This is a genomic window from Bdellovibrio sp. HCB274, from assembly GCF_047306075.1.
Classification (GTDB): domain Bacteria; phylum Bdellovibrionota; class Bdellovibrionia; order Bdellovibrionales; family Bdellovibrionaceae; genus Bdellovibrio.
In genome coordinates, this window is record NZ_CP178623.1 from 1,940,107 (window position 1) to 1,962,018 (window position 21,912).

26 protein-coding genes are annotated in these 21,912 nt (G+C 46.7%); 3 read left to right on the plus strand and 23 right to left on the minus strand.

The window, feature by feature from the left end; genetic code table 11:
* Positions 1-2: 2 nt before the first annotated feature.
* The 4 genes from rnc to ACLWNV_RS09505 are packed head-to-tail and all read right to left on the minus strand — an operon-like array spanning position 3 to position 4,333.
* Entirely contained in the window at positions 3-692 is a 690-nt protein-coding gene (rnc, locus tag ACLWNV_RS09490) for a ribonuclease III (protein ID WP_413584141.1), read from the minus strand.
* Positions 689-2,068 carry a tRNA (N(6)-L-threonylcarbamoyladenosine(37)-C(2))-methylthiotransferase MtaB gene (mtaB, locus tag ACLWNV_RS09495; protein ID WP_413584142.1) on the minus strand — a complete coding sequence of 460 codons (1,380 nt, stop codon included), beginning with the start codon at positions 2,066-2,068 and terminating at the stop codon, positions 689-691. The genes rnc and mtaB overlap by 4 nt, the downstream gene beginning before the upstream one ends.
* Positions 2,053-3,135 carry a tRNA 2-thiouridine(34) synthase MnmA gene (mnmA, locus tag ACLWNV_RS09500; protein ID WP_413293856.1) on the minus strand — a complete coding sequence of 361 codons (1,083 nt, stop codon included), beginning with the start codon at positions 3,133-3,135 and terminating at the stop codon, positions 2,053-2,055. The genes mtaB and mnmA overlap by 16 nt, the downstream gene beginning before the upstream one ends.
* Positions 3,128-4,333 carry a cysteine desulfurase family protein gene (locus tag ACLWNV_RS09505; RefSeq protein WP_413584143.1) on the minus strand — a complete coding sequence of 402 codons (1,206 nt, stop codon included), beginning with the start codon at positions 4,331-4,333 and terminating at the stop codon, positions 3,128-3,130. The genes mnmA and ACLWNV_RS09505 overlap by 8 nt, the downstream gene beginning before the upstream one ends.
* Positions 4,334-4,475: 142 nt before the next feature.
* Between ACLWNV_RS09505 and ACLWNV_RS09510 the strand changes: the two genes are divergently transcribed.
* Positions 4,476-5,921 carry a hypothetical protein gene (locus tag ACLWNV_RS09510; protein WP_413584144.1) on the plus strand — a complete coding sequence of 482 codons (1,446 nt, stop codon included), beginning with the start codon at positions 4,476-4,478 and terminating at the stop codon, positions 5,919-5,921.
* On the opposite strand, the gene ACLWNV_RS09515 is transcribed toward ACLWNV_RS09510, so the two are convergent.
* The 12 genes from ACLWNV_RS09515 to ACLWNV_RS09570 form a co-directional block, all read right to left on the minus strand.
* On the minus strand, positions 5,918-6,049 hold the full coding sequence (locus ACLWNV_RS09515) for a hypothetical protein (RefSeq protein WP_413584145.1): 132 nt from the start codon (positions 6,047-6,049) through the stop codon (positions 5,918-5,920). The two genes, ACLWNV_RS09510 and ACLWNV_RS09515, sit on opposite strands and share 4 nt — an antisense overlap.
* A 115-nt stretch (positions 6,050-6,164) precedes the next feature.
* Complete coding sequence (gene tsaE / locus ACLWNV_RS09520; protein ID WP_413584146.1) at positions 6,165-6,614, minus strand: tRNA (adenosine(37)-N6)-threonylcarbamoyltransferase complex ATPase subunit type 1 TsaE; 450 nt, start codon at positions 6,612-6,614, stop codon at positions 6,165-6,167.
* Positions 6,615-6,620: 6 nt separating this feature from the next.
* Positions 6,621-7,346 (minus strand): pyridoxine 5'-phosphate synthase, encoded by a 726-nt coding sequence (locus tag ACLWNV_RS09525; protein WP_413584148.1) that lies wholly within the window; start codon positions 7,344-7,346, stop codon positions 6,621-6,623.
* Entirely contained in the window at positions 7,346-8,746 is a 1,401-nt protein-coding gene (glmM, locus tag ACLWNV_RS09530; protein ID WP_413584149.1) for a phosphoglucosamine mutase, read from the minus strand. Before glmM ends, ACLWNV_RS09525 begins: the two co-directional genes overlap by 1 nt.
* Positions 8,724-9,146, minus strand: coding sequence for a hypothetical protein (locus ACLWNV_RS09535; protein ID WP_413574533.1), 423 nt, complete (start codon positions 9,144-9,146; stop codon positions 8,724-8,726). The genes glmM and ACLWNV_RS09535 overlap by 23 nt, the downstream gene beginning before the upstream one ends.
* Positions 9,143-9,955, minus strand: a complete 813-nt coding sequence (gene cdaA, locus ACLWNV_RS09540; RefSeq protein WP_413584150.1) for a diadenylate cyclase CdaA — start codon at positions 9,953-9,955, stop codon at positions 9,143-9,145. Before cdaA ends, ACLWNV_RS09535 begins: the two co-directional genes overlap by 4 nt.
* Before the next feature lie 75 nt (positions 9,956-10,030).
* Complete coding sequence (gene ftsH, locus ACLWNV_RS09545) at positions 10,031-11,986, minus strand: ATP-dependent zinc metalloprotease FtsH (protein WP_413584151.1); 1,956 nt, start codon at positions 11,984-11,986, stop codon at positions 10,031-10,033.
* A 117-nt stretch (positions 11,987-12,103) separates the two neighbouring features.
* A complete protein-coding gene (gene tilS, locus ACLWNV_RS09550; protein ID WP_413584152.1) occupies positions 12,104-13,006 on the minus strand; it encodes a tRNA lysidine(34) synthetase TilS in 903 nt (300 codons plus the stop codon).
* 86 nt (positions 13,007-13,092) lie between these two features.
* Positions 13,093-14,442, minus strand: a complete 1,350-nt coding sequence (locus ACLWNV_RS09555; protein WP_413584153.1) for an aldehyde dehydrogenase family protein — start codon at positions 14,440-14,442, stop codon at positions 13,093-13,095.
* 31 nt (positions 14,443-14,473) lie between these two features.
* On the minus strand, positions 14,474-14,707 hold the full coding sequence (locus ACLWNV_RS09560; protein ID WP_413584154.1) for a hypothetical protein: 234 nt from the start codon (positions 14,705-14,707) through the stop codon (positions 14,474-14,476).
* A 70-nt stretch (positions 14,708-14,777) separates the two neighbouring features.
* Positions 14,778-15,152 carry a hypothetical protein gene (locus ACLWNV_RS09565; RefSeq protein ID WP_413584155.1) on the minus strand — a complete coding sequence of 125 codons (375 nt, stop codon included), beginning with the start codon at positions 15,150-15,152 and terminating at the stop codon, positions 14,778-14,780.
* Positions 15,142-15,573: a type II toxin-antitoxin system RatA family toxin gene (locus ACLWNV_RS09570; RefSeq protein ID WP_413584156.1), complete on the minus strand. Its 432-nt coding sequence runs from the start codon at positions 15,571-15,573 to the stop codon at positions 15,142-15,144. The genes ACLWNV_RS09565 and ACLWNV_RS09570 overlap by 11 nt, the downstream gene beginning before the upstream one ends.
* Before the next feature lie 164 nt (positions 15,574-15,737).
* On the opposite strand from ACLWNV_RS09570, the gene ACLWNV_RS09575 reads away from it, so the two are divergent.
* Positions 15,738-16,103 (plus strand): response regulator, encoded by a 366-nt coding sequence (locus tag ACLWNV_RS09575; RefSeq protein ID WP_413584157.1) that lies wholly within the window; start codon positions 15,738-15,740, stop codon positions 16,101-16,103.
* Between the two features lie 2 nt (positions 16,104-16,105).
* On the opposite strand, the gene ACLWNV_RS09580 is transcribed toward ACLWNV_RS09575, so the two are convergent.
* From ACLWNV_RS09580 to ACLWNV_RS09600, 5 genes are all read right to left on the minus strand, one after another.
* Positions 16,106-17,476, minus strand: a complete 1,371-nt coding sequence (locus ACLWNV_RS09580) for a sensor histidine kinase (protein ID WP_413584159.1) — start codon at positions 17,474-17,476, stop codon at positions 16,106-16,108.
* 177 nt (positions 17,477-17,653) lie between these two features.
* A complete protein-coding gene (locus ACLWNV_RS09585; RefSeq protein ID WP_413584160.1) occupies positions 17,654-17,974 on the minus strand; it encodes a hypothetical protein in 321 nt (106 codons plus the stop codon).
* Positions 17,975-18,129: 155 nt separating this feature from the next.
* Positions 18,130-18,426, minus strand: a complete 297-nt coding sequence (locus ACLWNV_RS09590; RefSeq protein WP_413584161.1) for a hypothetical protein — start codon at positions 18,424-18,426, stop codon at positions 18,130-18,132.
* Positions 18,427-18,429: 3 nt separating this feature from the next.
* Positions 18,430-19,398, minus strand: coding sequence for a class II fructose-bisphosphatase (gene glpX / locus ACLWNV_RS09595; protein ID WP_413584162.1), 969 nt, complete (start codon positions 19,396-19,398; stop codon positions 18,430-18,432).
* Entirely contained in the window at positions 19,377-19,787 is a 411-nt protein-coding gene (locus tag ACLWNV_RS09600; protein ID WP_413584163.1) for an acyl-CoA thioesterase, read from the minus strand. Before ACLWNV_RS09600 ends, glpX begins: the two co-directional genes overlap by 22 nt.
* Positions 19,788-19,848: 61 nt before the next feature.
* Between ACLWNV_RS09600 and pgsA the strand changes: the two genes are divergently transcribed.
* A complete protein-coding gene (gene pgsA, locus ACLWNV_RS09605; protein WP_413584164.1) occupies positions 19,849-20,412 on the plus strand; it encodes a CDP-diacylglycerol--glycerol-3-phosphate 3-phosphatidyltransferase in 564 nt (187 codons plus the stop codon).
* A gap of 163 nt (positions 20,413-20,575) precedes the next feature.
* On the opposite strand, the gene ACLWNV_RS09610 is transcribed toward pgsA, so the two are convergent.
* Positions 20,576-21,535 (minus strand): hypothetical protein, encoded by a 960-nt coding sequence (locus tag ACLWNV_RS09610; RefSeq protein WP_413584165.1) that lies wholly within the window; start codon positions 21,533-21,535, stop codon positions 20,576-20,578.
* Positions 21,535-21,882: a hypothetical protein gene (locus ACLWNV_RS09615; RefSeq protein WP_413584166.1), complete on the minus strand. Its 348-nt coding sequence runs from the start codon at positions 21,880-21,882 to the stop codon at positions 21,535-21,537. Before ACLWNV_RS09615 ends, ACLWNV_RS09610 begins: the two co-directional genes overlap by 1 nt.
* Positions 21,883-21,912 lie beyond the last annotated feature (30 nt).

The following is a 21,912-nucleotide window of genomic DNA, read 5'->3' on the forward strand; positions in this document are numbered from 1 at the left end:
AACTAATTCGTCTCCTTAAACTTTGCATCTAAAGCGCTTTTGGCCGCGTCTTGCTCGGCATTTTTTTTACTGCGTCCGCGCCCCTTGGACCAGATTTCTTCTTTAACTTTTACGCACACCACGAACTGACGATCATGGGGTGGACCTTCCTCAGAGAGCACTTCGTACTTCGGCGTTTCTTTCATCGCCTTTTGCACCAGCTCCTGCAGACGGGTTTTATAATCCCGCTCAAAATCCTCGTTCGCACAGGTCTTGTCACAAAGGGGCAAGAACTCTTTACGAATGAACGTTTGAGCCGCGGCAAAGCCGCCATCCAGGTAAATTGCCCCAACCACAGCTTCCAAAGAGGATGCCAGTAAGCGGGGTTTCAAAGCGCCACCAGTTTGCGCCTCGCCTTTACCCAGTTGAAGGATTTTGTTCAGCTCCATATCACGAGCCAGTTCAAACAAAACCTCTTCATTCACAATCGAAGCGCGTTTTTTGGAAAGACCACCTTCATTGTCCTGCGGGTATTTTTCATACAAAAATTCCCCGACGACCAAATCCAGAACCGCATCCCCCAGAAACTCCAGCTTCTCATTGTGTTCGGTGTGATTTTTTAATTCATTTGCATAGCTTTTGTGCGTCAGTGCCCGCGCCAATAAAGCCATGTTTTTAAACTTATAACCCAAGCGCATTTCCAGGGAGTTCACGACAAAACCTCCCCGATCAGATGACCTTCCATGTGAGATTTATTGGAATGATCATAGCCTGTGATTTTAACATCAATCTCTTGTCCTGCCCAGTGAGCGAGGAAGCTTTCAGCCCCTGCAATATCCACTGGCCAATAGTCATGGCTTAAGCCCTGACCACCTTTTGCAGCATTCTTTAAAACCAGAACTTTTTTGATAGTTCCAATTTGCAGGTTTGCCTGCTCAGTATAACGAACAATGCTCAGCTCGCGAAGCTTTGCACCCCGCTCGGCACGAACGTGAGGATAAACGGATACATCCATCGCCGCAGCACGAGTCCCCTGGCGCTCACTGTATGGGAATACATGAAGCTTAGTCCATGGAAGTTCTGCCAGACAGTTATAAGTGTCTTCGAATTGCTCGGCCGTTTCGGTCGGGAAGCCTGTGATCACATCCATGCCCACGAAGGAATTTGGAACGCGCTTTTCAATGGCGAGCAAAGATTTACGAACATCATCTTGTGTGTACTTGCGCTTCATATGGTGAAGCACATCGGTGTTCGCACTTTGAATACTCATATGGAAATGAGGACAAAGTCGCGAGTCCGAATAAAGATCCAACAATCTTTCAGAAACCTCCACCGGCTCCAAAGAAGACAGGCGGAAACGAGGCATTTTGGTTCTGACCAAAAGATTTTCAATCAGGTCTTCCATCACCATTTGCTTACCGTTCACTACGTCTTCGTAGTCACCGATATGAACACCGGTCAAAACCACTTCGCGTGAACCTTCAGCATAAAGATCATTGATACGCTGAACCAGGTTCGCAATCGAGATAGAGCGCGATTTACCACGAGCATAAGGAATAATGCAGTAAGTGCAGAAGCTGTTGCAACCATCCTGGATTTTTAAGAACGTGCGCGTGTGGTGTTTTTCAATACCACCGCCCATTTCCAAATCTTCTTTTTTAAAGATGTTGGATTTAAATACTTTCTCGGTCAACTCTCCACGGAAGTGCTTATTCAAAAGCTCTGGCAAATTTCCTTTATGGGAATTTGCCACAACCAGATCAGCACCCGGAAGACTGGAGAAAGAGCCCGTATCCACTTGAGCCGCACAACCAGTGACTACGATTGTGCAGAACGGATCTTTAACCTTTAAGCGACGGATATAGCGAACCGCTTCTTTCGTCGCCTCGGCTGTAACCGCGCAGGTATTCAAAACATGAATGCGCGCGTCTTTTTCACCACGGATCACCGGAGCAAAACCGTTCGCATTCAGATTCTTTTGAATCAGACCCGCATCGTAAGTGTTCACCTTACAACCAAACGTATGAACCTGATATTTCACATCGCGATTCATCTGAGCAGGCGGAGGTGTCTCTACAGAGTGATCCATCCGCCCCCTACAAGTTCGCGTTCGCGATAAAACACAGCGGCCTGACCAGGAGTCACTGCGCGCTGAGGTTGTTGGAATTTTAATTTGAATCCAGTTTCAGTTTTGAAAACCAACGCCGGAGAACCTTTGTGTTGATAACGGATTTTTACGTTCATCAACTCGCCGTCTTGCAAATCACCCAACATGTGGGGATCCACAACATCAACTTCATGGGCAAACAAGTGTTCTTCGTCGCCCACCCAAACCGTGTTGTCAGCAGAATCAATTTTGATCACAAAAAGTTTTTCGTGGTGATCCATACCCAGACCCTTACTTTGACCGTAAGTGTAGTTATGAATTCCTTCATGCTTCGCCATCACTTCCCCTGTTGGGAAGCGTTTGATCAGACCTTTTTTAGAATCCAAAACTGCTTTTGGAACTTGGCCTTTGATAAAGTTTTGATAACCAATACCACCCACAAAGCAAATGCCTTGGGAGTCTTTCTTCTTAGCTGTCACCAGGCCCATTTTCTCAGAGTACTCACGCACCTGGGGCTTCTTCATGTCACCGATCGGGAACAATAATTTTGGAACCAACTCTGGATCAATCGTGAACAGGAAATACGTCTGGTCTTTCCAGTCATCTGTCGACGTGTGGATTGAAGACTTGCCGTTTTCATCGGTTACGATTTTTGCGTAGTGACCTGTTGCCAGGTAATCACACTCAAGCTCTTTCATCTTTTTCACAAGATGATCGAATTTCAAATACGTGTTACAGTTCACACACGGAAGTGGTGTCTGTCCTTCAAGATATGCTTTCAAGAAAGGATCAATAACAGCGGCGCGAAATTTCGCCTCGCAGTTCAGTACGTAAAACGGAATACCCAGACGATCCGCCACTGAACGCGCATCATCCACATCGATAGAAGAACAGCATGTGCCGTTACCTTCCTCGATATCACAAGTTGAGTAATCCCAAACTTGCATTGTGGCCCCGATAACTTCATAGCCCTGTTCCACTAACAGCGCAGCCGCGGCTGAACTGTCCACGCCTCCGCTCATAGCAACAAGCACTCTACCCTTAGACATGGTAAGTCTCTCCCTCTTCATGTTCGATCGATCGCAAACGTGTTACGACCGCTTTTAATGCTTCAACAAATCCATCTACTTCAGCCAAGGTCGTTTCCCACCCCAAGCTCACACGCAAACTGTTTTGCGCCTCCTGACGGCTAAGACCCATCGCGAGCAGAACCGGACTTGGTTCTGGATTACCACTCGAGCAAGCAGCCCCCGTGCTGACTGCATAACCCTTGATGTCCAACGACATCAACATCGTCTCCCCGTCAGCTCCTTTGATCACCAGCGAGCTGGTATTACCCAAGCGCGGAGTTTCAACAGCCGTGATCGTGACATCTGGAATTTCAGCCAGGATGCGAGCTTCCATGTGATCACGAAGCTTACTCACCTCGAATGCTTTATCAGCAACCAGCGGAGCTCTTTGCGCCATCAACCCCAGACATGCGATACCCAATGTGTTTTCAGTACCACCACGACGATGACGTTCCTGACCACCGCCGTGAATCAAGGGACTCACGTTCATGCCTTTTTTCATATAAAGCACGCCCGTACCTTTGATCGAATAAAATTTGTGTCCCGAGATCGATGCGAAATCCACGTCGAGATCTTTGAAATTCAAAGGAGCTTTACCAAATCCTTGAACCGCATCGGTGTGAAACAAAGCACCTTTGGCGTGAGCCATCTCGGCCATTTGCTTGATTGGAAACAATGTGCCGGTTTCGTTATTGGCAAACATAACAGAAACCAATGCGGTCTCTTCACTTAAGTGCTCTTGATAGAATTTCAAATCAATCACACCTTCACGGCTTACCGGAATGTACGAAACGCGAGCGCCCATGGCTTCAAGATGGGCCATCGTTTTCATGATACTTGGATGTTCAACGGCTGAGCACATGAAGTGTGTGCGACGACGTTGCTCCGGAGTTAAGAACTGAGCGGTGTGGTAGTAATCAAAAAGACCTTTGATAACCGTGTTGTTGGCTTCACTGCCACCACTTGTGAAAACGATTTCCAGCGGTGAGATATGCAAAGCTTCAGAAATGGCTTTGCGGGCATCACGAATTAAGTTCTTAGGCTGTCTTCCACCCCAGTGGATTGAGCTTGGGTTACCACCAGCGGTCGCAAACTCGGGAAGAGCTGCGATCACTTCCGCGCACACCGGAGTGGTCGCATTGTGGTCGAAATAGTGAAGAACTTTGGTCTTAAGCATAAGTGGGCGGAGACTACCACATTTGCTAAGTATTGAAAACCTCTATATTTTTAGCGCCTAAGGACTGAGCAATGCTGCAAAAAATTCAGCCCACCCAGACCTAGACTCAGGTTTTCCCCCTTATAAGCCGATAAACAAGACAATGAGCACTTTAGAATGGTTTGAGCATTTTAAACATAAACTTCAAGGACTTACCGACTCTCATGCGGTCGCTGGATCGCCATTGAGCCTTTTGGGCTACGCTTTGAAGGAAAACCACATCCAACCCGACGAATATTTTCCTTGGGCGATGGCTCATTATAAACTTCCTCGGCTTCAGGCAAGATTTTTTACAGAAACTCCTCCTCGCAAAGAAATGTTAGCTAAGTGGGCGACGCATTACTCCTGGACGGCGGAGTGTCTGCCTGTGGCGGAGTGGGATGGCATTCTCGTAGTGGCATGTCTGCAACCGCCACAGGATTTCCCTTCTAATCCTGGCGCCGTATTCGTACTGGCACCTCAGGATGTTTTGGAGAATTGCTGGAATTCCTGGCAATCACAATCAAGTTCTTCTCAGGCAGCTCCCCTTCAGGCTGCAAAATCCGAATCCGAAATGCCGGAAGGATTTGAAGTTTCACTAAAGGCCCCGGCTGCGAAAAAATCCGGCGACAGCTTTTCATTTGAAGATTTAGGTGACGTTTCTTCCTCCGAAGAATCCAATCCGGAAATTGAAATGCCAGAGGAAGGTGCGGAATCTTCTTCTGATGAAATGGGTGGATTGGAAGGTCTGTTTGACACTCCAAAAGTCAGCCTGCAATCCATTGGTTCAAATGAAAACTCCAGTGATGTTGCCGTAGCCGCAATTCCTGAAGAAACACCCGTTGATGGAATTTTAAATTCTGCAACCGCTTCGCCAGAACAAATTCAGCAAACCTTTGAACACACTGTGATGGAGTCCCGTCCAAGTCTGGCTCGCGTAGAGCCGATTCAGGAAAAAAGCTCTATCCCGGCAGGCCCACCGCCTCCGCCAAAGGATGATTTGCCGGAATTAAACGAAGACAGCTTCGGTAATAAACCGATCGCGCCGATCGTGGCTCGCCCGACTGGTGTTGCAAAACCAACAATGAATCCGGTTGCAAGCAGCAACTTTTCATTGGAGAAACTGAAAAAGAAAAACAGTGCTGTTCTGCCTGATAAAATCAAACGTGCCCTTTCAGAAATGAAAGCTCACTTTGAAAAATCCATGATTTTGACTGTGGATGAGCAGGAATCACAGGTGACTGCTTTTGCTTGGGATGAAAACTTCCAGGACATCAAAGATACGTCTTTGCGTGTTCCATTGAAAACTCCAAGCATTTTCAATATCGTGGCTTCCACTCAAAAACCTTTCCATGGTTACATCTCTTTGAATGAACTGAATGAAAAGTTCTTTGAACAATGGAACCAGGGGGCCATCCCTGATCACGTCACCATCACTCCAATTGTGATGGAGGAAAAGATCGTGGGAATGCTAATGGGCTTTGCGGAAAAATCCGCTTACAACAAAGCTTCATTAACCCTTGCGGAAAAACTCTCCAGCGAGTTCACCAAAGGCCTACAGGCCGCTTAAGATAAAAATCCCTTACCGATTTCTCCGGCCTGTAAGAAAATCTTCCAGGCAAATTTCTTGGCTTTTTTAAGTGACGATCCGTCGGCGCTGTCCGCTGTGGGCTGCTGTTCAGGGGAAGTTGTCTTCATAGAGTTTTACCTCCTGATAACTTCAATTTTACGCTTCTGATTTTAATCAGGAAAAAAAGCACATGGATTTTGAGCAAATACAGAGACACATTACGAAGTAAGGTAAGACAGTACCTTAGAGAAGGCGTGAAGTGATAATACGCTCGGATTCCGTAGGACCTTTGGTAATGCTGACTTCAACCCGCTGCCAGTTTAGCGGCAGATAGTCGTAATCCAAACGTTGAGCCCATTCGATCACAACTAGACCTTGTTTAGGAGCAAACAAGTCCCAAAAGCCAGAACTTTCCAGGTCATCGTCGTCATTCAATCGATACAGATCCAAATGATCCATTGCGCGACCTTCGGCATTTTCATAGCGCAGGTGAATCGCGAATGAGGGCGACTGCACGTCCTTCATTCCCAAAATCCCGGCAATAGCCTGCACTGAAGTGGTTTTTCCAGCGCCCACATCCCCACTTAAAAGCAAAACACAGCGATCACTTAAGTGTGGCAGGAAGTCCTGCCAAAACACTTTAAGTTCCGCTGTGGATTTTATGTGAGTTTGTGAGTTTAGGATCGTGGACATAAAGAATTACTTTAAGATCTTACGCATCTTACGCACGGATTCTTCCATGCCGTATTCAAGCGCGTAGCAAACCAAAGAGTGTCCAATGTTCACTTCCTGCAAATAAGGAAGCTTATTGATTTCTTTAGAGTGAGCGAAATCCAAACCGTGACCCGCATGAACATTCAAACCCAGATAGTTTGCCCATTCTGCTGCGTCCACCAGGCGATTCCATTCTTTGGTTTTCATAGCCCCGGTCAAATGAACCCATTTGCCGGTGTGAAATTCAACCGCGTCAGCACCGATTTCATAGGAAGCTTCGACTTGCTCGATGGAAGGTTCGATGAACATGGAAATTTCAATTCCCATGCGCTGAAGTTTTTCAACCATCGGGGCCATTTTCTTAAAGCCCTTCTTTACATCCAAACCACCTTCTGTGGTTAGCTCGGCACGTTTTTCCGGAACAAAGCACACCCAGTCTGGACGGTATTTTTTCGCAAAAGCCACCATCTGTGAAGTCGCAGCCATTTCCAGATTCAATGCCACCGGGCATTCTTTGGAAAGCAGTTTTAAATCGGCCAATTGGATGTGACGGCGGTCTTCACGCAAATGGATCGTGATTTGCTCTGCACCGCCCTTTACGGACTTTTTAACCATATCCAGAAGGTTCGGGTAAGCTGTTGTGCCACCGCGAACCTGACGAAGTGTAGCGACGTGATCTACATTCACGCCCAAACGAATTTTATGTTTCATTAGCTTAGCTCTTTTTCCAGGAAGGCCGCGATTTCGTCGGCGAATTGAGAGATTTCTGTTTTGTCTTTACCCTCGACCAGAACGCGGATCACCGGCTCAGTTCCAGAGAAACGAACAAAGACACGGCCGTTGCCAGCAAGTTGCTTTTCAATGTGCGCGATCAAATCATGGTAACCCTTGATTTCATCAAGCTCCATACGGCGCTTCACACGAAGATTGATCAACACTTGTGGCATATCATCAAAGACGCGCGCAAGGTCGCTCATTTTCTTACCAGTTTGCTTCATCACGGCAAGCACGCTTAAAGCTGCCACACAGCCGTCACCAGTTGTCGTGTGATCCAGGAAGATGATGTGACCTGATTGCTCACCACCTAAGTTGTAACCGTTTTTACGCATCTCTTCGACAACGTATTTGTCACCGACCCCAACCTTTACAACCTTGATACCAGCATCGTTCATCGCCTTCTCAAGACCGAAGTTCGACATTTGTGTCGCAACCAAAGTGTTATTCTTTAGAAGTCCGCGCTCTTTCATGTGCAGAGCACTGATAGCAAGAATACGGTCGCCGTTTACGATCTGGCCTTTTTCATCAACCATGATCACACGGTCCGCATCCCCGTCCAAACTGATACCCACATCAGCGCGGTATTGCACCACGGCCTCAGCAAGTTTGGCTGGATACAAAGCCCCAACCTTGTCGTTGATGTTTGTGCCATTTGGATCATCGCCAAGTTGAATAACTTCTGCACCCAACTCCTGAAAAATAGATGGCGCCACTTTGTAAGCGGCACCATTAGCCGTATCCAAAACGATACGCATACCATCCAAAGTGTATTCCAATGGGAATGTGGATTTTACGTAAACGATGTAACGACCTTGGGAGTCGTCAATACGACGAGTGCGCCCAATTTCTTTACTTGGTGGCAAAAGAGCATTCAGGTCTTCTTCCAAAACCAGGCGCTCGATTTCGCGCTCCATTTCTTCAGAAATTTTAAAACCATCTGCACCGAAAACTTTAATACCGTTATCGTGGAATGGATTATGAGAAGCAGAGATCACGATCCCCGCCACCGCACGCATAGTACGAGTCAGGTAACCAATACCCGGAGTTGGAAGCGGTCCTACCAATTGCACAGCCACACCCATGGAGTTTAGACCGCTCGCCAAAGCTTGTTCGATCATGTAACCGGAAAGACGCGTATCTTTACCGATAACCACTTTACGAAGTGACGGATGTGCATTGTATTTTTGTTTTTGCAGAATGTAACCGATCGCCTGACCGATTTTTACAACCATATCCGCTGTCATTGGGTACTGATTGGCAGTCCCACGGATACCGTCCGTTCCAAAAAGTTTTGCTGATTTCTTTTCCACTTTACTGACCTTTTTGTTTGTCATCCACGTTGTCCTTTATTTCCAAAACTTCGGCCTGAATCTGATTCGGACGAACTCCCAGGATTTTTACCCCGAGTGGCACATCGATCTTATTCAGCGGAATATCGACATAAATGACCCCTGTGCCCCGATGAGAGATATCAAGATTGATATTCTGAGACAAAGAGCTTTCCATAAACTTCTTCAAAGCCGCCCGTGGCCCTGAAACCTTTACCTTGATGTGGTCTGCAGTCTGCGCCACCACGTGTGTTCCTTGAGCCACAGTCAGTTCGATATCCACGTTTTTGCTCAATACAAAATCGCGACGCCCCAGGATGGTCAACCACAGAATCAGGGATATAAACAGGGCTACAATCTTGTAACTGAAATTCTCGGTCACAGCATCCGACCAGCGACGTCTCATGACAGATCTCCTTGCTGTGAAAAGGCTTTGTACTTAAGGCCGAAAGTTTCATACAGAGCTTTACGGATATCCCCAAGCTCCACATTCGGGCTTAAATGCCCCCCTTGAACGATACCAATGGACTTATTCTCTTCAGAGACCACGAACACCAGGGCGTCCGTCTCTTCAGTCAGACCAATAGCAGCGCGATGGCGCGTTCCTAAGTTTTTATCCAGAACCGGGTTTTTGCTTAAAGGCAAAAAGCAACCGGCAGAGTGAATCTTGCCGTTGCGGATTAACACAGCTCCATCATGCATCGGGCTTTCCGGGTGAAAGATCGAAGTCAAAAGTTCCGAAGAAACCTTGGATTCCATCTCAGTCCCGAATTCGATGTGATAGTCGATAACAATCTCGCGCTCCACCACCACAAGAGCACCAAAGCCCTTTTGTGCAGTTTGGATAACACCTTTAGCGATCTCCTCGATCACCTGGGTTTCCTGAATCGTAGAGGCATCAGAGAAGAAGGGATTTGAACCAATGTGCGCCAAGGCACGACGAATCTCGGCCTGGAACAACACAACCACGATCACGAATAAATTCGAGAAGAATTTTTCCAGGATCCAGTTAAACGTGAAAAGCTCAAGCCAGATACTCAGGATGTAACCAATTGCCAAAACTCCCAACCCTGAGAGCATTTGAATTGTTCCTGTGCGCTTGATTAAAACCAGAATGCGATAAACAACCATCCATACCAGGATCATGTCGATCGCATCTTGCACGCGCAAATGCTGAACGATGAAGATGAGGTTGTCTAAAAACTGTTGCAACATCCAGATGCCCAATCAAAAAGTAATGGGGTTAAAGCACAAAAAGCTCCAGGTTTCCCTGGAGCTTTAAAAAGTCCGTTAGATTGTCACTGGCCCGGTATTTCCCACTGGGTCAGAGCCGGAGGAATCATCTTTTTTGCCGATTCCTTTTGCCTCTGCCAGAGCCAGGTTTGTGTCACGACGGTTGTTTCTGTATTTTTCAATTTCAGAAACTGCCGCGCCGTTGATCATCATATCAACTTCATGACCATCAATAGTTTCATATTCAATCAAGGCTTGAGTGATAGACTCAAGAGCTTGCTTGTTTTCGGTCAGGATACGAACCGCAGTTGCGTAACCTGTATTGATGATTTTAGAAACTTCCGCATCGATCTCTTCGGCTTTCGCTTCAGAGTATTCTTTGTGGCCTTGGTGACCGTACTGCATCCCCAGGAATACTTCGCCGCCTGATTTTTCAAACGCCAAAGGACCCAGTTTAGACATACCCCATTCGCAAACCATTCGGCGAGCGATGGAAGTAGCGCGTTCGATATCGTTACCCGCACCTGTCGTCACATCTTTAAAGATCACTTCTTCAGCTGCACGACCACCGAACAAGAAGGCAATCATGTTCTCTGCAGTTGATTTCGACAAAGACACTGATTCTTTTTCTGGAAGAGTTTGAGTTACACCCAAAGCCATTCCACGAGGAATGATCGTCACTTTATGGATCGGATCCAAACCTTGAAGTTTTCTGTTCACCAAAGTGTGACCAGCTTCATGGTAAGCAGTAACCTTTTTATCTTCATCAGAGATAACCATGGATCTTCTTTCAGAACCCATGATCACTTTGTCTTTCGCTTTTTCAAAGTCTTCCATCTCAAGATACTTTTTGTCTGTACGAGCTGCCACAAGAGCGGCTTCGTTCACAAGGTTCTCAAGGTCTGCACCCGAGAAGCCCGGAGTACCACGAGCGATTTTGGAAGTATCAACGTCAGGCCCAAGCGGAGTCTTGCGCGTGTGAACGCCCAGGATTTGCTCACGACCTTTAAGGTCAGGTTTATTCACAACCACGCGGCGGTCGAAACGACCTGGGCGCAGAAGTGCAGGATCCAGAACGTCAGGACGATTCGTCGCTGCGATCATGATCACACCTTCAGAGGATTCAAAGCCATCCATCTCAACCAATAGCTGATTCAGAGTTTGCTCACGCTCGTCATGACCACCACCCATGCCGGCACCACGATGGCGACCTACGGCATCGATCTCATCGATAAAGATCAAGCACGGAGCATTTTTCTTACCTTGTTCAAACAAGTCACGGACACGGGAAGCACCCACACCCACGAACATCTCAACGAAGTCAGAACCCGAGATTGTAAAGAACGGCACACCCGCTTCACCCGCAACAGCGCGAGCAAGCAAGGTTTTACCTGTACCCGGAGAACCCACCAAAAGGACACCCTTTGGAATACGGCCACCCAGTTTTGTATATTTTTTTGGATCTTTCAAAAAGCTTACGATCTCCTGAAGATCGTCTTTCGCTTCGTCAACACCAGCTACTTCTTTGAACGTCACACGATTTTTGTGCTCAGTTAAAAGGCGCGCACGGGATTTACCAAAGGACATCGCCTTACCACCGCCGACTTGAATCTGGCGCATGATGAACAGGAACATCGCCACGATCAAAATTAGTGGCAACCAGTTCACGATGAATGACTGGAAGAATCCGCCGTTATCAGCACGCTCGTAATTTGGCGTGATGCCATTGGCTTCCAGGAATTTGAAACCTTCATCCTGGGTATTACCCACGATTTGGAAATGAGTGCCGTTGTACTTTTTCTCGAACTCCGGTTTCATTTCGCCGAGGATCTCGCTGGATTCCTGACGGAAAGTAACGGTTGCGACTTCCTTCGCTTTTACCGCCTCAGTGAATTTCGAATAATTGAATTCACCAATTAGTTTTTGATGCTTGCTCTCGTAGGCTTGAAATAGAAAAACAGCCATGATGATTAGGAAAAACCATAGAGCCAGCGTTTTCTGAGTAGATCGCATTTCGATTCCTTTCGCTCACTTCGTCCGTCATTAGAACGATTCAGATAGAACCATTTAAGACTAACAGAAGCCTTGAGCTATTAAAAGCAACTTTAAGCAGTTTCTCGAATGAGAAAATCAGGACTCGACCTTGATTTGCTCTGCGTTAATTTCCCATTGGCAACCGCTGACCTTAAAGCTGAGCACTTTCTGAGATTTGTCCAGGCGCTTTTGTATCTCTTCGAGCTGTGATTGTGAAAAGTCTCGTTTTCCAAGGGAGAACAAATACTGGGCCAGCAACCGTCTTTGCTCAAAAGGAGTTAACGTTAGATAAAAGGAACGGGAGAGACCCGCATCTTTCTGTGACTTATAAGCCTCATTTTGACCCAGGAGATCCGTACCCGGCTTATGCTCCGTGGATTGAAGCTCCTGCGCTAAAATCTCAAGCGAACGCGCCAGACTGTTCACCGCACCTTTTTGGCGTTTTTCGAGGGATTTTAGCCAGTCTTCGCGGATCCAGTTGCGAAATGGGTCCAGCAGTTTATTCGAGGGATCCTCAAAGGCACGGAGTTTTTCACTCCGAAGATATTTACGCAGCTCGACCTTGGGAGTCTCCAGAAAAGGTCTAAACACCCCGCCGCTAAAGTACGACATGGCGATCAATCCTTGGCCACCCGTCCCACGCACGATGCGCATAAGACGTGTTTCCAGGAGATCATCGGCATGGTGTCCTGTGGCAAGCACTTCAAAGTTCTCATCACGCTGCAGCCGCGCCAGGGCCTCATAACGCTGCTCGCGATATTGGGCTTCTGATTTAGCCAGTGTTTTGGATTTTAAAATATAAAAAGGCACATCCAGCTTCTTACAAAGCTTTTCACAGAAGACCTGGGCATCCCGGCGATATTCCTGATTCTTGTCATCCCCGTGATGGAAATAACAAGCACCCAGATTTTCTTTGGGAAGCAATTTAATGAGCACCGCAAGAAGTGCTACCGAGTCTGCGCCACCGGATAAAGCCACCAGAAACTTTTTATCCTGCAATTCGAATTTCTTAACCAATTTCCAAACCTGATGATCCAAATCCTGCTTGGTGCGAACTTTATCACGTGCTTTCGAGGTCAATCTCTTCACTGAACTGCTCCAACCCCGACCGTTTTTACATTCACAAATTCCATAATTCCAAAATGTCCAAGCTCCCGACCGTAACCCGATTCCTTGACTCCGCCAAAAGGAACACGGGGATCCGATTTAACAAAATCATTGACGACAACAAAACCTGCTTCCATTTCTTTTTCGATAAGCTCTTTACCCTTTTGCAGATCGCGGGTGAAGACACCACCGCCCAATCCAAACGGAGAAGAATTGGCGATCTCTATCGCCTCTTTTGCATCTTTCGCGACAAACACCAATGCCACGGGACCGAAGACTTCCTCGTGATGAACTTCGGAATTGTTCTTTTCAAACAACACCAAAGTTGCCGGATAATAAGCACCCGGTCCCTGCGGAGCCGTGCCGCCCATCATAACCTTACCACCCCAGTTTTTTAATTTTTCCACCTGAGTGATAATGGTTTGCTGAAAGCCCTTGCTGGCCAAAGGAGCCAGTGGCAACACTTTCATTTCGTGTTCCATGGCGTTTAAGAATTCAGTTAGATTTTTCTCTACGACAATGAAGCGCTTCCCCGCCACACAGCTTTGCCCGCAATTTTGCAAGCGGGTCTTTGCGCAAGCTTTCGCTGCCAGTGTAATATCCGCATCATCCAAAACGATGTAGGCATCACTGCCTCCCAGCTCCAGGACGATTTTTTTTAAGTTTTTTGCCGCCGTCGTGGCGACAGCACGTCCACCATTGGTGCTGCCTGTAAAAGTCACTCCGCGCACCAGGGGATGAGAAATGATTTTTTCAGCGACTGCGTGATCCGCCTGGCAATTTCTTAATAACAACAGATTGGGTGTTAGATCATTAAAGATTTTTCCGATTTTTTCAGAGACACCCGCCGTCAGATCCGCGTGTTTTAAAATAATCACGTTGCCAGCCATCAATGCCGGGGCGGCAAAACGGATTACCTGCCACAAAGGAAAATTCCACGGCATGATACTAAAAACCACTCCCAGGGGTTGAAAGCTTACTTCGGCAGATTGATACGGGGAACCACTGGATTGATTGCGAAGCATTCCGGGAGCTTCTTTGGCGTAGTACTCACAGGTCACGGCGCATTTTTCAACTTCGGCCTTGCCCTCGGGAATCAACTTTCCCATTTCCAGATTCATTTGCGAAGCCAGATCATCACTGTGTTTACGAAGACTTGCGGCAAGATCATTAAGAACTTTCGAGCGCTCAGCGAAGGTAAATTTTCGCCATTGTTCGAAATCTTTTTTAGCATCAAGGATCATGAGTTCAGCCTGATCCCAAGTGACGTGTTCGAATTTCTTTAGTTGTTCACCGGTTGCAGGATTGACTGTTGAAAAGGAGCTCACAAACACCTCCTTAACCAGTCAAACACAGGAATCAGATTGTTGTAAACACCTGATAAAATGACACGGCTGTTCCGACCATGAATACGGAAGTCATCAGACCCCACGCCATGACTTTGTACCCCTTGCCAAGTTGCATGGCACTGCGGGCGTAAGGTCTTTCGGAAGCCAATAGAGGAATTGGTTTAACTACCGAGTGGATCAACTGGCGGCAGCAAAAACAAAATAACAAAACCGATATGAATGTCAGGATTTCTGTTTCCATCATGACACTCTTATCGGTCGTATTTTTCTCAACTTGAGACAGCTTTTGGTCCAGGTCGGAAAGATTTCGCAGCCTAGGCTTCGTCGGACTTGGATTGTTTGCCGGAATCTTTTTTGATGATGTCGATTTCGGCAGTGATTTTGAATTTATGAGTCTCTGCGAATTTGGAAAATTCTTTCACAAAATCAATTTTTTGAATAATCCCCACGACCTCTTTGGTCACGCGCTGGGTGATTTCATCTTTGGATTTATTGGCCCCTTGGATTAAAAGATTCAAAGCTTCCTTAGGAAGTTTCAATTCAGAAAGATAGGATCTTAAACCCTCTTCACTCATGAACGCGGCAGAAACACCCGCCGTGAAGACTTTCTTAACGGTATCCCCCAGCAAACCTTTTAAGTCAGCCGAAGGCTCTTTTTCATCCTTCTTGGAACCTGAATCAGACGCCATACACCTGCTTCACTCGTTTATGGTAAGAGCTCATCATATTTGGCAGATTCACACTGACTAAGGCATTAGCGATAGGACCTGGAACAAACATGTTAAATGTCGCTTCAACCGTGTATGTCGCGCGTGTTTTTCCAGCTTCGTCCTGAAGTTTCCAGGAGCCCACAGAGGTCTTAAACATATCACCGGAAGCAAATTCCCAGGTGATGCTGTTAGGAGCGGATTCTGTCATCCATAGAGAGTATTTGAAGGTTTTCACCACCGAAACGTTGTATTCAACAAGTTTGCGATTGCCTTCGGTTTTTAAGACCTTGCATTGTTTCACTTCTGCCAAAAATTCATGATACTTTTCGTAATCAGAAATGATTTTAAAGAATTGCTCGGGAGTGCAGTTGAAAACTTCTGTCGTAGATGCTTTTGCCATATGCAAACACTGTGACTTTCAGATCACAGACAGTCAACGCTAGCCTAGACCTCCTGCAATGGTTATGTTACATCGCCTTAATACTGCGTTCACCGTTAGGACTTAACTGGACAAGACTGTAAATTTTAAATAAGACAAAGCCCATTTATAAGGAGCCCAGATCAGTGAAATCCAAAATTCTTATCGTCGATGACGAAAAAGATCTGCGTGACCTTATCTCCTACTTTCTGACGAAAGCTGAATACGACGTGGAACTTGCGGAAAATGGCTTTGATGGTTTTGAGAAAATTCAAAACTGGAAACCCAACCTGATTATCAGCGATATCCGTATGCCTGTGTGTGATGGTTTTGAACTCTTAAAAAAAATCAGTGCTAGTCCCGAGCACTCCACTCCCGTGATGTTTATCTCAGGATACGTGGGTGGTGACGAAGATGAACTTCGTAAGAATCCCAACTGCGTGGGCTTTATTCTAAAACCTGTTAATCGTGCGGAGCTATTGGATATGGTGAAGCACGCCTTGGCGTCTTAACCCTATTTCGGAATGCGAATCACAAAAGAGGTGTTGCGGCTTTCATTATCAATGAAGAGCTGACCGTGATGGGCCTCGATCAATCCCCTGGAGATACTAAGCCCCAACCCCGTGCCTTTACCAATTTCCTTGGTTGTATAAAACGGCCTGAAAATTTCGGCCTGGATATCGGCCTGAATCCCTAATCCACTATCGGTGATACGAATTTCCACCTGCTCACCCAAATCCTGAATTCCAATTTCGATCCATCTCGGCGACTGTTCGCGAATGGCTTCAAAAGAATTATTCAAAAGATTCAAAAGCACCTGGGAAATTTGCACGGGACGGCAGTTTATCACCAGATTCGTCGTCGGCGGCAAACGCAAATCAACGTTATTCAATTTAAATTTTTCATAGCAAAGCGATAAGGTGTTATCGATAAGCATCTGCAGCGGAGTTGCCTCCATCGGATCTTTCGCTCCATCGCGGGCAAACGTGCGAAGCCCCCTGACGATGGCGGCAATACGATTCGTGGTCGACTGAACTTTTTCAATGGATTGCTTCATCATAGCTTTCCCCTGAATCGGATCGTCCTCCAGAATTTCCAACTGTTGCTCGGCCGAAAGTAAAATAACATTTAACGGAGTATTGATTTCATGAGCGATCCCGCCGGCCATTTCCCCCAGGGACGCGAGTTTAGCGGAATACTCGGCGCGGGATTTTTGGTTTAACAACTCGTCCTGAGTGGTTTTTAGCTGTTGAATAGCGGAAGTAAGATTCTGCTTTTCAATGTTGAGTGCTTCTTCCGTTTCATAGCGGGTGATCATACTGTGATAAAACTCGCGGGAGTTACCATAGACGTATAGCACGAATGTAAAAACAAAGATGGTCCAAACGCCGTAAGGCAGATCCCCTTGATGATTGGAGAAGGCCAAAAACAGTCCCGGCACCACGCCCACCATAAACAGGAAGTAAACTGAAATACGCGGTTTTAACGCAAGCGAAGTGGCAGATCCCGCCATGATCGCACTCACAATAAAAGATGTGACGAAGATTTTTGAATCCGGATTCAGCGGATCCCAAAATCCCAGGGAGCACAAAACACCCATGCACGTCGTGCTGATCACTATTGCCAAAGAATGCAGCGGGGCCCAGCGGTGCATCGTCGGCATTCCACCGCGGCTGATTTTTATCGCTAAAAATAATCGTGTGACACTGCAGATGATCGCAAGACTTGCCGCTATATTATGGAGGATTAAAAATTCTGGAGAGGTGGAGATGGGTTTAAACAATAAAATTGCGAAAACCACAGTGAAGCCCACTGCGGCCGCTTTGCTGCGACGGCAGAAATCTAGACTGATATTATCCATGACCACGGGACTTAGTACTTTCATGCTATTTCACGGTACCAGTGACCCGCACTGAAGTCACTCCGTCAGACTTTAATTGCGCAGATTATGTTGGTGATCCAAAACTTAAGAATGTCCGCAGATAAAAATAAGAATGCACAACACGAGTGTTGCGCATTCCTATTCGAGTTTCTGAATCCGTGTTTTTACTCTAACACTTTTTTAGTGCGTTTGAGTATTTCCAGTTCTTCCACTCTTATTACCGCTTTTTGGCTGATTCACTTCGCTTTCACGTAATGGTTCAGTGTTTGCGGCATATTTTGAATTCGAACTATCCAGCTCCCTGATGCTGGATGAATTTGCCTCACGTTCCCGGCGTGGAGTCACCCGCTCATTGGAGGCTTCCAGAATCTCTGCACCTTCTTCCGCAGGAACGTCAGGTGTATGAAACTGTTTATGTGTGTCTTCTGAAAAACGCGGAGGCACATCAGACTTCGGCGTATTTCTGGCACCATTTCTTTGAGGCGTTTCTTTGTTAGGCATCTCGGCCCTCCTTTGAAAAATCTCAATCAGGTTACATAGAAAATACTAACCCATCGGGTGATTAAAAAACCACCGACTGAAGGCGCAAATTAAGTTTCGATTTTAGAAAGAAAGAACCCAAAAGACCGGAAAAAAAGCACTAACGTCGTGGCTCGCTATTTTTTGAAATTAAACAGGGCATCTGCCGCCGCACGAAGCTTGGCTGCCTGATCTTCCTGCCCGGCTCCGCCTTTTCTCGGCGTGAAGTAATCGCAAAAGTTTGCGCGCTCTTTTTCGCGCACCACATCCGCCTGGGTTTCGCGGCACTCGTTATAAACTTTAGGATCATAGAAATCACAGTTTTTACAAACATGAACATCAGCGCGACAGTGAGGGCATTCCTCACGTCGGCCGATATTTCCCGCAAAGGACATCTCTTTTTTGCAACTGAAACAAAAAAGTTGAGTACTCATACCTTACGACTTCTTGTTTTTCTTCCAGGTGAAATCATGGAACGATTCAATGGTACGGATAGTACCGGTTTGCGAGCGCATTACGATCGAGTGGCTCTTCGCTTTTCCGTCTGGAAGGAAGCGCACACCTTTAAGCAATGAACCATCAGTGATCCCTGTTGCCACAAACATCACCGAACCACTGGCAAGCTCGTCACAAGTGAATTTTTTGTCGAGGTCTTTAAGACCCATTTTGGAGGCACGAGTTTTTTCTTCTTCGTTTCTCCATTTCAAACGCCCCTGGAAATCGCCACCCAAGCACTGCATTGCGGCCGCAGAGATAACACCTTCTGGTGCACCACCGATACCGATTAGCAAATCGATACCAGAATCCGGCCACGCAGCAGAAACCGCGGCTGAAACGTCGCCGTCGCCGATCAACTGAATGCGGGCACCCGTCTTACGAACTTCATCAATCAATTCTTTATGACGAGGGCGATTTAAAATCACCACGGTCATGTCGCTGACTTCTTTACCCAATGCTTTTGCCACCGCCTGAACGTTTTCAGTCGGAGTTTTATCGATATCAATTTTGCCTTTTGCACCCGGACCGCAAGCGATTTTATCCATGTAAGTGTCCGGCGCGTGAAGGAACTTTCCTTTTTCTGCCACCGCGATGACGGAAATAGAACCAGGTCCACCTGTGGCGCAGATGGTAGTACCTTCCAATGGATCCAAAGCGATATCCAGAGCTGGAGCATCGTCTGTTTTAGTACCGACTTTTTCACCGATATAAAGCATCGGAGCTTCATCACGCTCCCCTTCACCGATCACCACAGTGCCGTCCATACGAAGAACGTCGAAAGCTTTTCTCATGGCATCCACGGCTGCAGCATCAGCTGCTTTTTCATCGCCTCTACCCATCCAACGAGCAGATTCAAGAGCGGCTGCTTCGGTCACGCGTACAAATTCTAAAGCCAGGTTTCTGTCCATGATTCTTTCTCCACTGCGGCCTTGATTTCGGCCGGTAATCTCATAAGTTTCAAATCTTTTCCAAGGGCCACGTGAACAGTCTGTGCCACTGAACATGTGCTGTCGCCTCGCCCGCGCATACGATACTGAAAGATCAAACGAGTCCCTTGAACCCGGGCCTGCACTTCAATTTCCAGATCGTCCCCGAAAAACGTGGGCTTCAGGTGTTTCACCTGTGTTTCATACACCGCAAAGTAACTGGCAGATTCCGGTTTTTGATAATCAATCAAACCTTTGGAAATGGCCCAACCGACCCGCGCTTCTTCGTAAAAACGCAGGTAATTGCTGTGGTGAACAATTCCCATCAAATCCGTTTCGTAAAACTGCACTTTGTGACGATGAATAAACATTGATTATTTCTAGACTAAATTGTTAGTTTAAGTCTACGCATTATTTTTTCTCGGAGCAGACATGGCAGTGACTGAATGGCAAAAAAATCTTCCTATGAGAATCACCGTCAGCCGCATTTTTATGGTGCCGCTGGTGGTAGGTGCCATGTATCCCGACAAGCTGGCTTGGAACATCGTCGCAGCGGTGCTGTTTATGCTGGCTTCCATCACTGACTATTTCGATGGCTACTATGCCCGCAAATACAATGCTGTCAGCAATTTCGGGAAATTCATGGACCCCATCGCTGACAAAATTTTAGTCACCAGCATCCTGGCGATGCTGCTGGCTTTGGGTAAAATTGATGCCTGGATGGTGATCATTATCCTGGCCCGGGACAACTTTATCGGGGGCATCCGCTCGGTTGCTGCGGCAGATCAAATCATTATTGACGCGAAGCCGGCAGGCAAATGGAAGACTGCCATGCAAATGGTGGCCATTCCCTGTGTAATTATTGGAAACGTGGACCAATATATCCCTTATTTGGACAAAGTTGGGTACGCGGTCTTGTGGGTCAGCGTCATTTTGAGTATAACCAGCGGTATCGAATACTATTTGGGTTACTTAAAGAGCAAAAAAAGCTCCTAGGAACGTATGCTTTTACACCTTTCACCAAGCAATTGGTTTTTCATTTTCCTGGCGCTGCTACTTAGCAGCTACCTGAAAATCGCTTCTGCAAAAACGCAGAAGCCGGTGTTTTTCGCATCCGCATCAGTCTCTCGCTTCCTTCCGGCAATTCGCTAAGTAAATATCAAAACATGAACGCGGTAAGATTTAGTTTTACGTAAGGGCTGGTGCCCAGTCCAATGGCATTTCTTGGATTGGGTTCATAGTTTTCTGCCGAGAAATAACGGCGATCAAAGGCATACCCCGCCTCAGCTTCAACCATAAATGTTTTCGACAGCGGTGACTTGAATCCTAAGAACAAACGCTTTTCATCATAAAACAATCGTTCCTGACGATTTTCACGGCCGAAAATATAATAGGTCGACTGAAAGAAATCGAGCCCCAGGGAAACCTTCATCGGACCTGCGATGGAATAATCCACCGAAGTCTTGATCACCCAGGGAATCAAAGTGAAAAAGTTTAAAGACCAGCGATCCACAAACTCCCAGTAGATTTGCGCAAACGGCGCTCCGAAAATTCCACGGAAAGTTTTTGAAGGCGTATACATATACGCAAAACCCGGAATCGGAATGTTATTTAAAATCGGGCGATTGTTTGAGTAATTCACCAGATAAATCCACGTCGCCGTTTCATCGACGGGATTCACATAAAAATAGTTCGCACCAATCGTATTTACGCTGGGATCTTTAAAAGGCTTATCACTGGCGGAGCCGAAATTTGCATTCATCGCCCAGTACTTTTTTTCGTTGATCATGCGACTGTATGTCACGCCAACATCGAATTGATACAGATCCGGCATGATGCCGGTTTGATCAGGATAAAGATCCAACCAGTTTCCCAGTGTCGTGATGGCCCAGCTCTCCTGATCCGTTTTGTAAACTGGCACAGTCGCAACCACGGTGCCACGATTCATACTGGCGTTTTCAGTGCCGTCCTTCAGACTTGTTTCGGGCTGAATAGAACCCGAATAAGAGAACACCCCTCGTTGTTTTCCCGGAGGAGCCATGGCCGAGAAAATTTGCGCCTGGGAAATTCCTGGCAGAGTGACAAACAACGTAAGAAGTAACTTTGAAAATCTATTCATTAAAAATCCTGTAAACCTAAGATGTCTTTGCAAATATCCATTTGCCGATCCATTTCCGCGACCGCCTTTTGCAGGCGCAACATTTCCCTCTCGTCGAGCTCTGCTTCCATGGCCGCTAAAACAATTGGATGCTTTTTTAGCCACGCCCCCTGCTTGGAAGCATAGTTTTCGGGAACTCCCGAACGAAATGCTGCCAACCGGGCGTTCCCATCACGCATAAACTCCACGATGAACTTCAATGTTTCAAAGGTAAGAAGTTTACGATGAGCTTTGAGTCGTGAGGAAAAACCAACTTGTCTGATTCGCATTACAGCCATGATACCTGTCTGCTTTAACAACGCAAGCATCTGATTAAAAGATTAACAAACCAAAGCTTC

Bases quoted from the DNA above. Each gene is read 5' to 3' on its own strand.
- ftsH (WP_413584151.1), bottom strand. From the start codon at position 11,986: ATGCGATCTACTCAGAAAACGCTGGCTCTATGGTTTTTCCTAATCATC.
- ACLWNV_RS09525 (WP_413584148.1), bottom strand. From the start codon at position 7,346: ATGAAACATAAAATTCGTTTGGGCGTGAATGTAGATCACGTCGCTACA.
- ACLWNV_RS09610 (WP_413584165.1), bottom strand. From the start codon at position 21,535: ATGAATAGATTTTCAAAGTTACTTCTTACGTTGTTTGTCACTCTGCCA.
- ACLWNV_RS09505 (WP_413584143.1), bottom strand. From the start codon at position 4,333: ATGCTTAAGACCAAAGTTCTTCACTATTTCGACCACAATGCGACCACT.
- ACLWNV_RS09560 (WP_413584154.1), bottom strand. From the start codon at position 14,707: ATGATGGAAACAGAAATCCTGACATTCATATCGGTTTTGTTATTTTGT.
- ACLWNV_RS09565 (WP_413584155.1), bottom strand. From the start codon at position 15,152: ATGGCGTCTGATTCAGGTTCCAAGAAGGATGAAAAAGAGCCTTCGGCT.
- ACLWNV_RS09510 (WP_413584144.1), top strand. From the start codon at position 4,476: ATGAGCACTTTAGAATGGTTTGAGCATTTTAAACATAAACTTCAAGGA.
- ACLWNV_RS09590 (WP_413584161.1), bottom strand. From the start codon at position 18,426: ATGAGTACTCAACTTTTTTGTTTCAGTTGCAAAAAAGAGATGTCCTTT.
- ACLWNV_RS09570 (WP_413584156.1), bottom strand. From the start codon at position 15,573: ATGGCAAAAGCATCTACGACAGAAGTTTTCAACTGCACTCCCGAGCAA.
- tsaE (WP_413584146.1), bottom strand. From the start codon at position 6,614: ATGTCCACGATCCTAAACTCACAAACTCACATAAAATCCACAGCGGAA.
- glpX (WP_413584162.1), bottom strand. From the start codon at position 19,398: ATGGACAGAAACCTGGCTTTAGAATTTGTACGCGTGACCGAAGCAGCC.
- cdaA (WP_413584150.1), bottom strand. From the start codon at position 9,955: ATGTTGCAACAGTTTTTAGACAACCTCATCTTCATCGTTCAGCATTTG.
- mnmA (WP_413293856.1), bottom strand. From the start codon at position 3,135: ATGTCTAAGGGTAGAGTGCTTGTTGCTATGAGCGGAGGCGTGGACAGT.
- ACLWNV_RS09515 (WP_413584145.1), bottom strand. From the start codon at position 6,049: ATGAAGACAACTTCCCCTGAACAGCAGCCCACAGCGGACAGCGCCGAC.
- pgsA (WP_413584164.1), top strand. From the start codon at position 19,849: ATGGCAGTGACTGAATGGCAAAAAAATCTTCCTATGAGAATCACCGTC.
- ACLWNV_RS09535 (WP_413574533.1), bottom strand. From the start codon at position 9,146: ATGAGACGTCGCTGGTCGGATGCTGTGACCGAGAATTTCAGTTACAAG.
- ACLWNV_RS09580 (WP_413584159.1), bottom strand. From the start codon at position 17,476: ATGAAAGTACTAAGTCCCGTGGTCATGGATAATATCAGTCTAGATTTC.
- ACLWNV_RS09600 (WP_413584163.1), bottom strand. From the start codon at position 19,787: ATGTTTATTCATCGTCACAAAGTGCAGTTTTACGAAACGGATTTGATG.
- mtaB (WP_413584142.1), bottom strand. From the start codon at position 2,068: ATGGATCACTCTGTAGAGACACCTCCGCCTGCTCAGATGAATCGCGAT.
- glmM (WP_413584149.1), bottom strand. From the start codon at position 8,746: ATGACAAACAAAAAGGTCAGTAAAGTGGAAAAGAAATCAGCAAAACTT.
- ACLWNV_RS09615 (WP_413584166.1), bottom strand. From the start codon at position 21,882: ATGCTTGCGTTGTTAAAGCAGACAGGTATCATGGCTGTAATGCGAATC.
- ACLWNV_RS09585 (WP_413584160.1), bottom strand. From the start codon at position 17,974: ATGCCTAACAAAGAAACGCCTCAAAGAAATGGTGCCAGAAATACGCCG.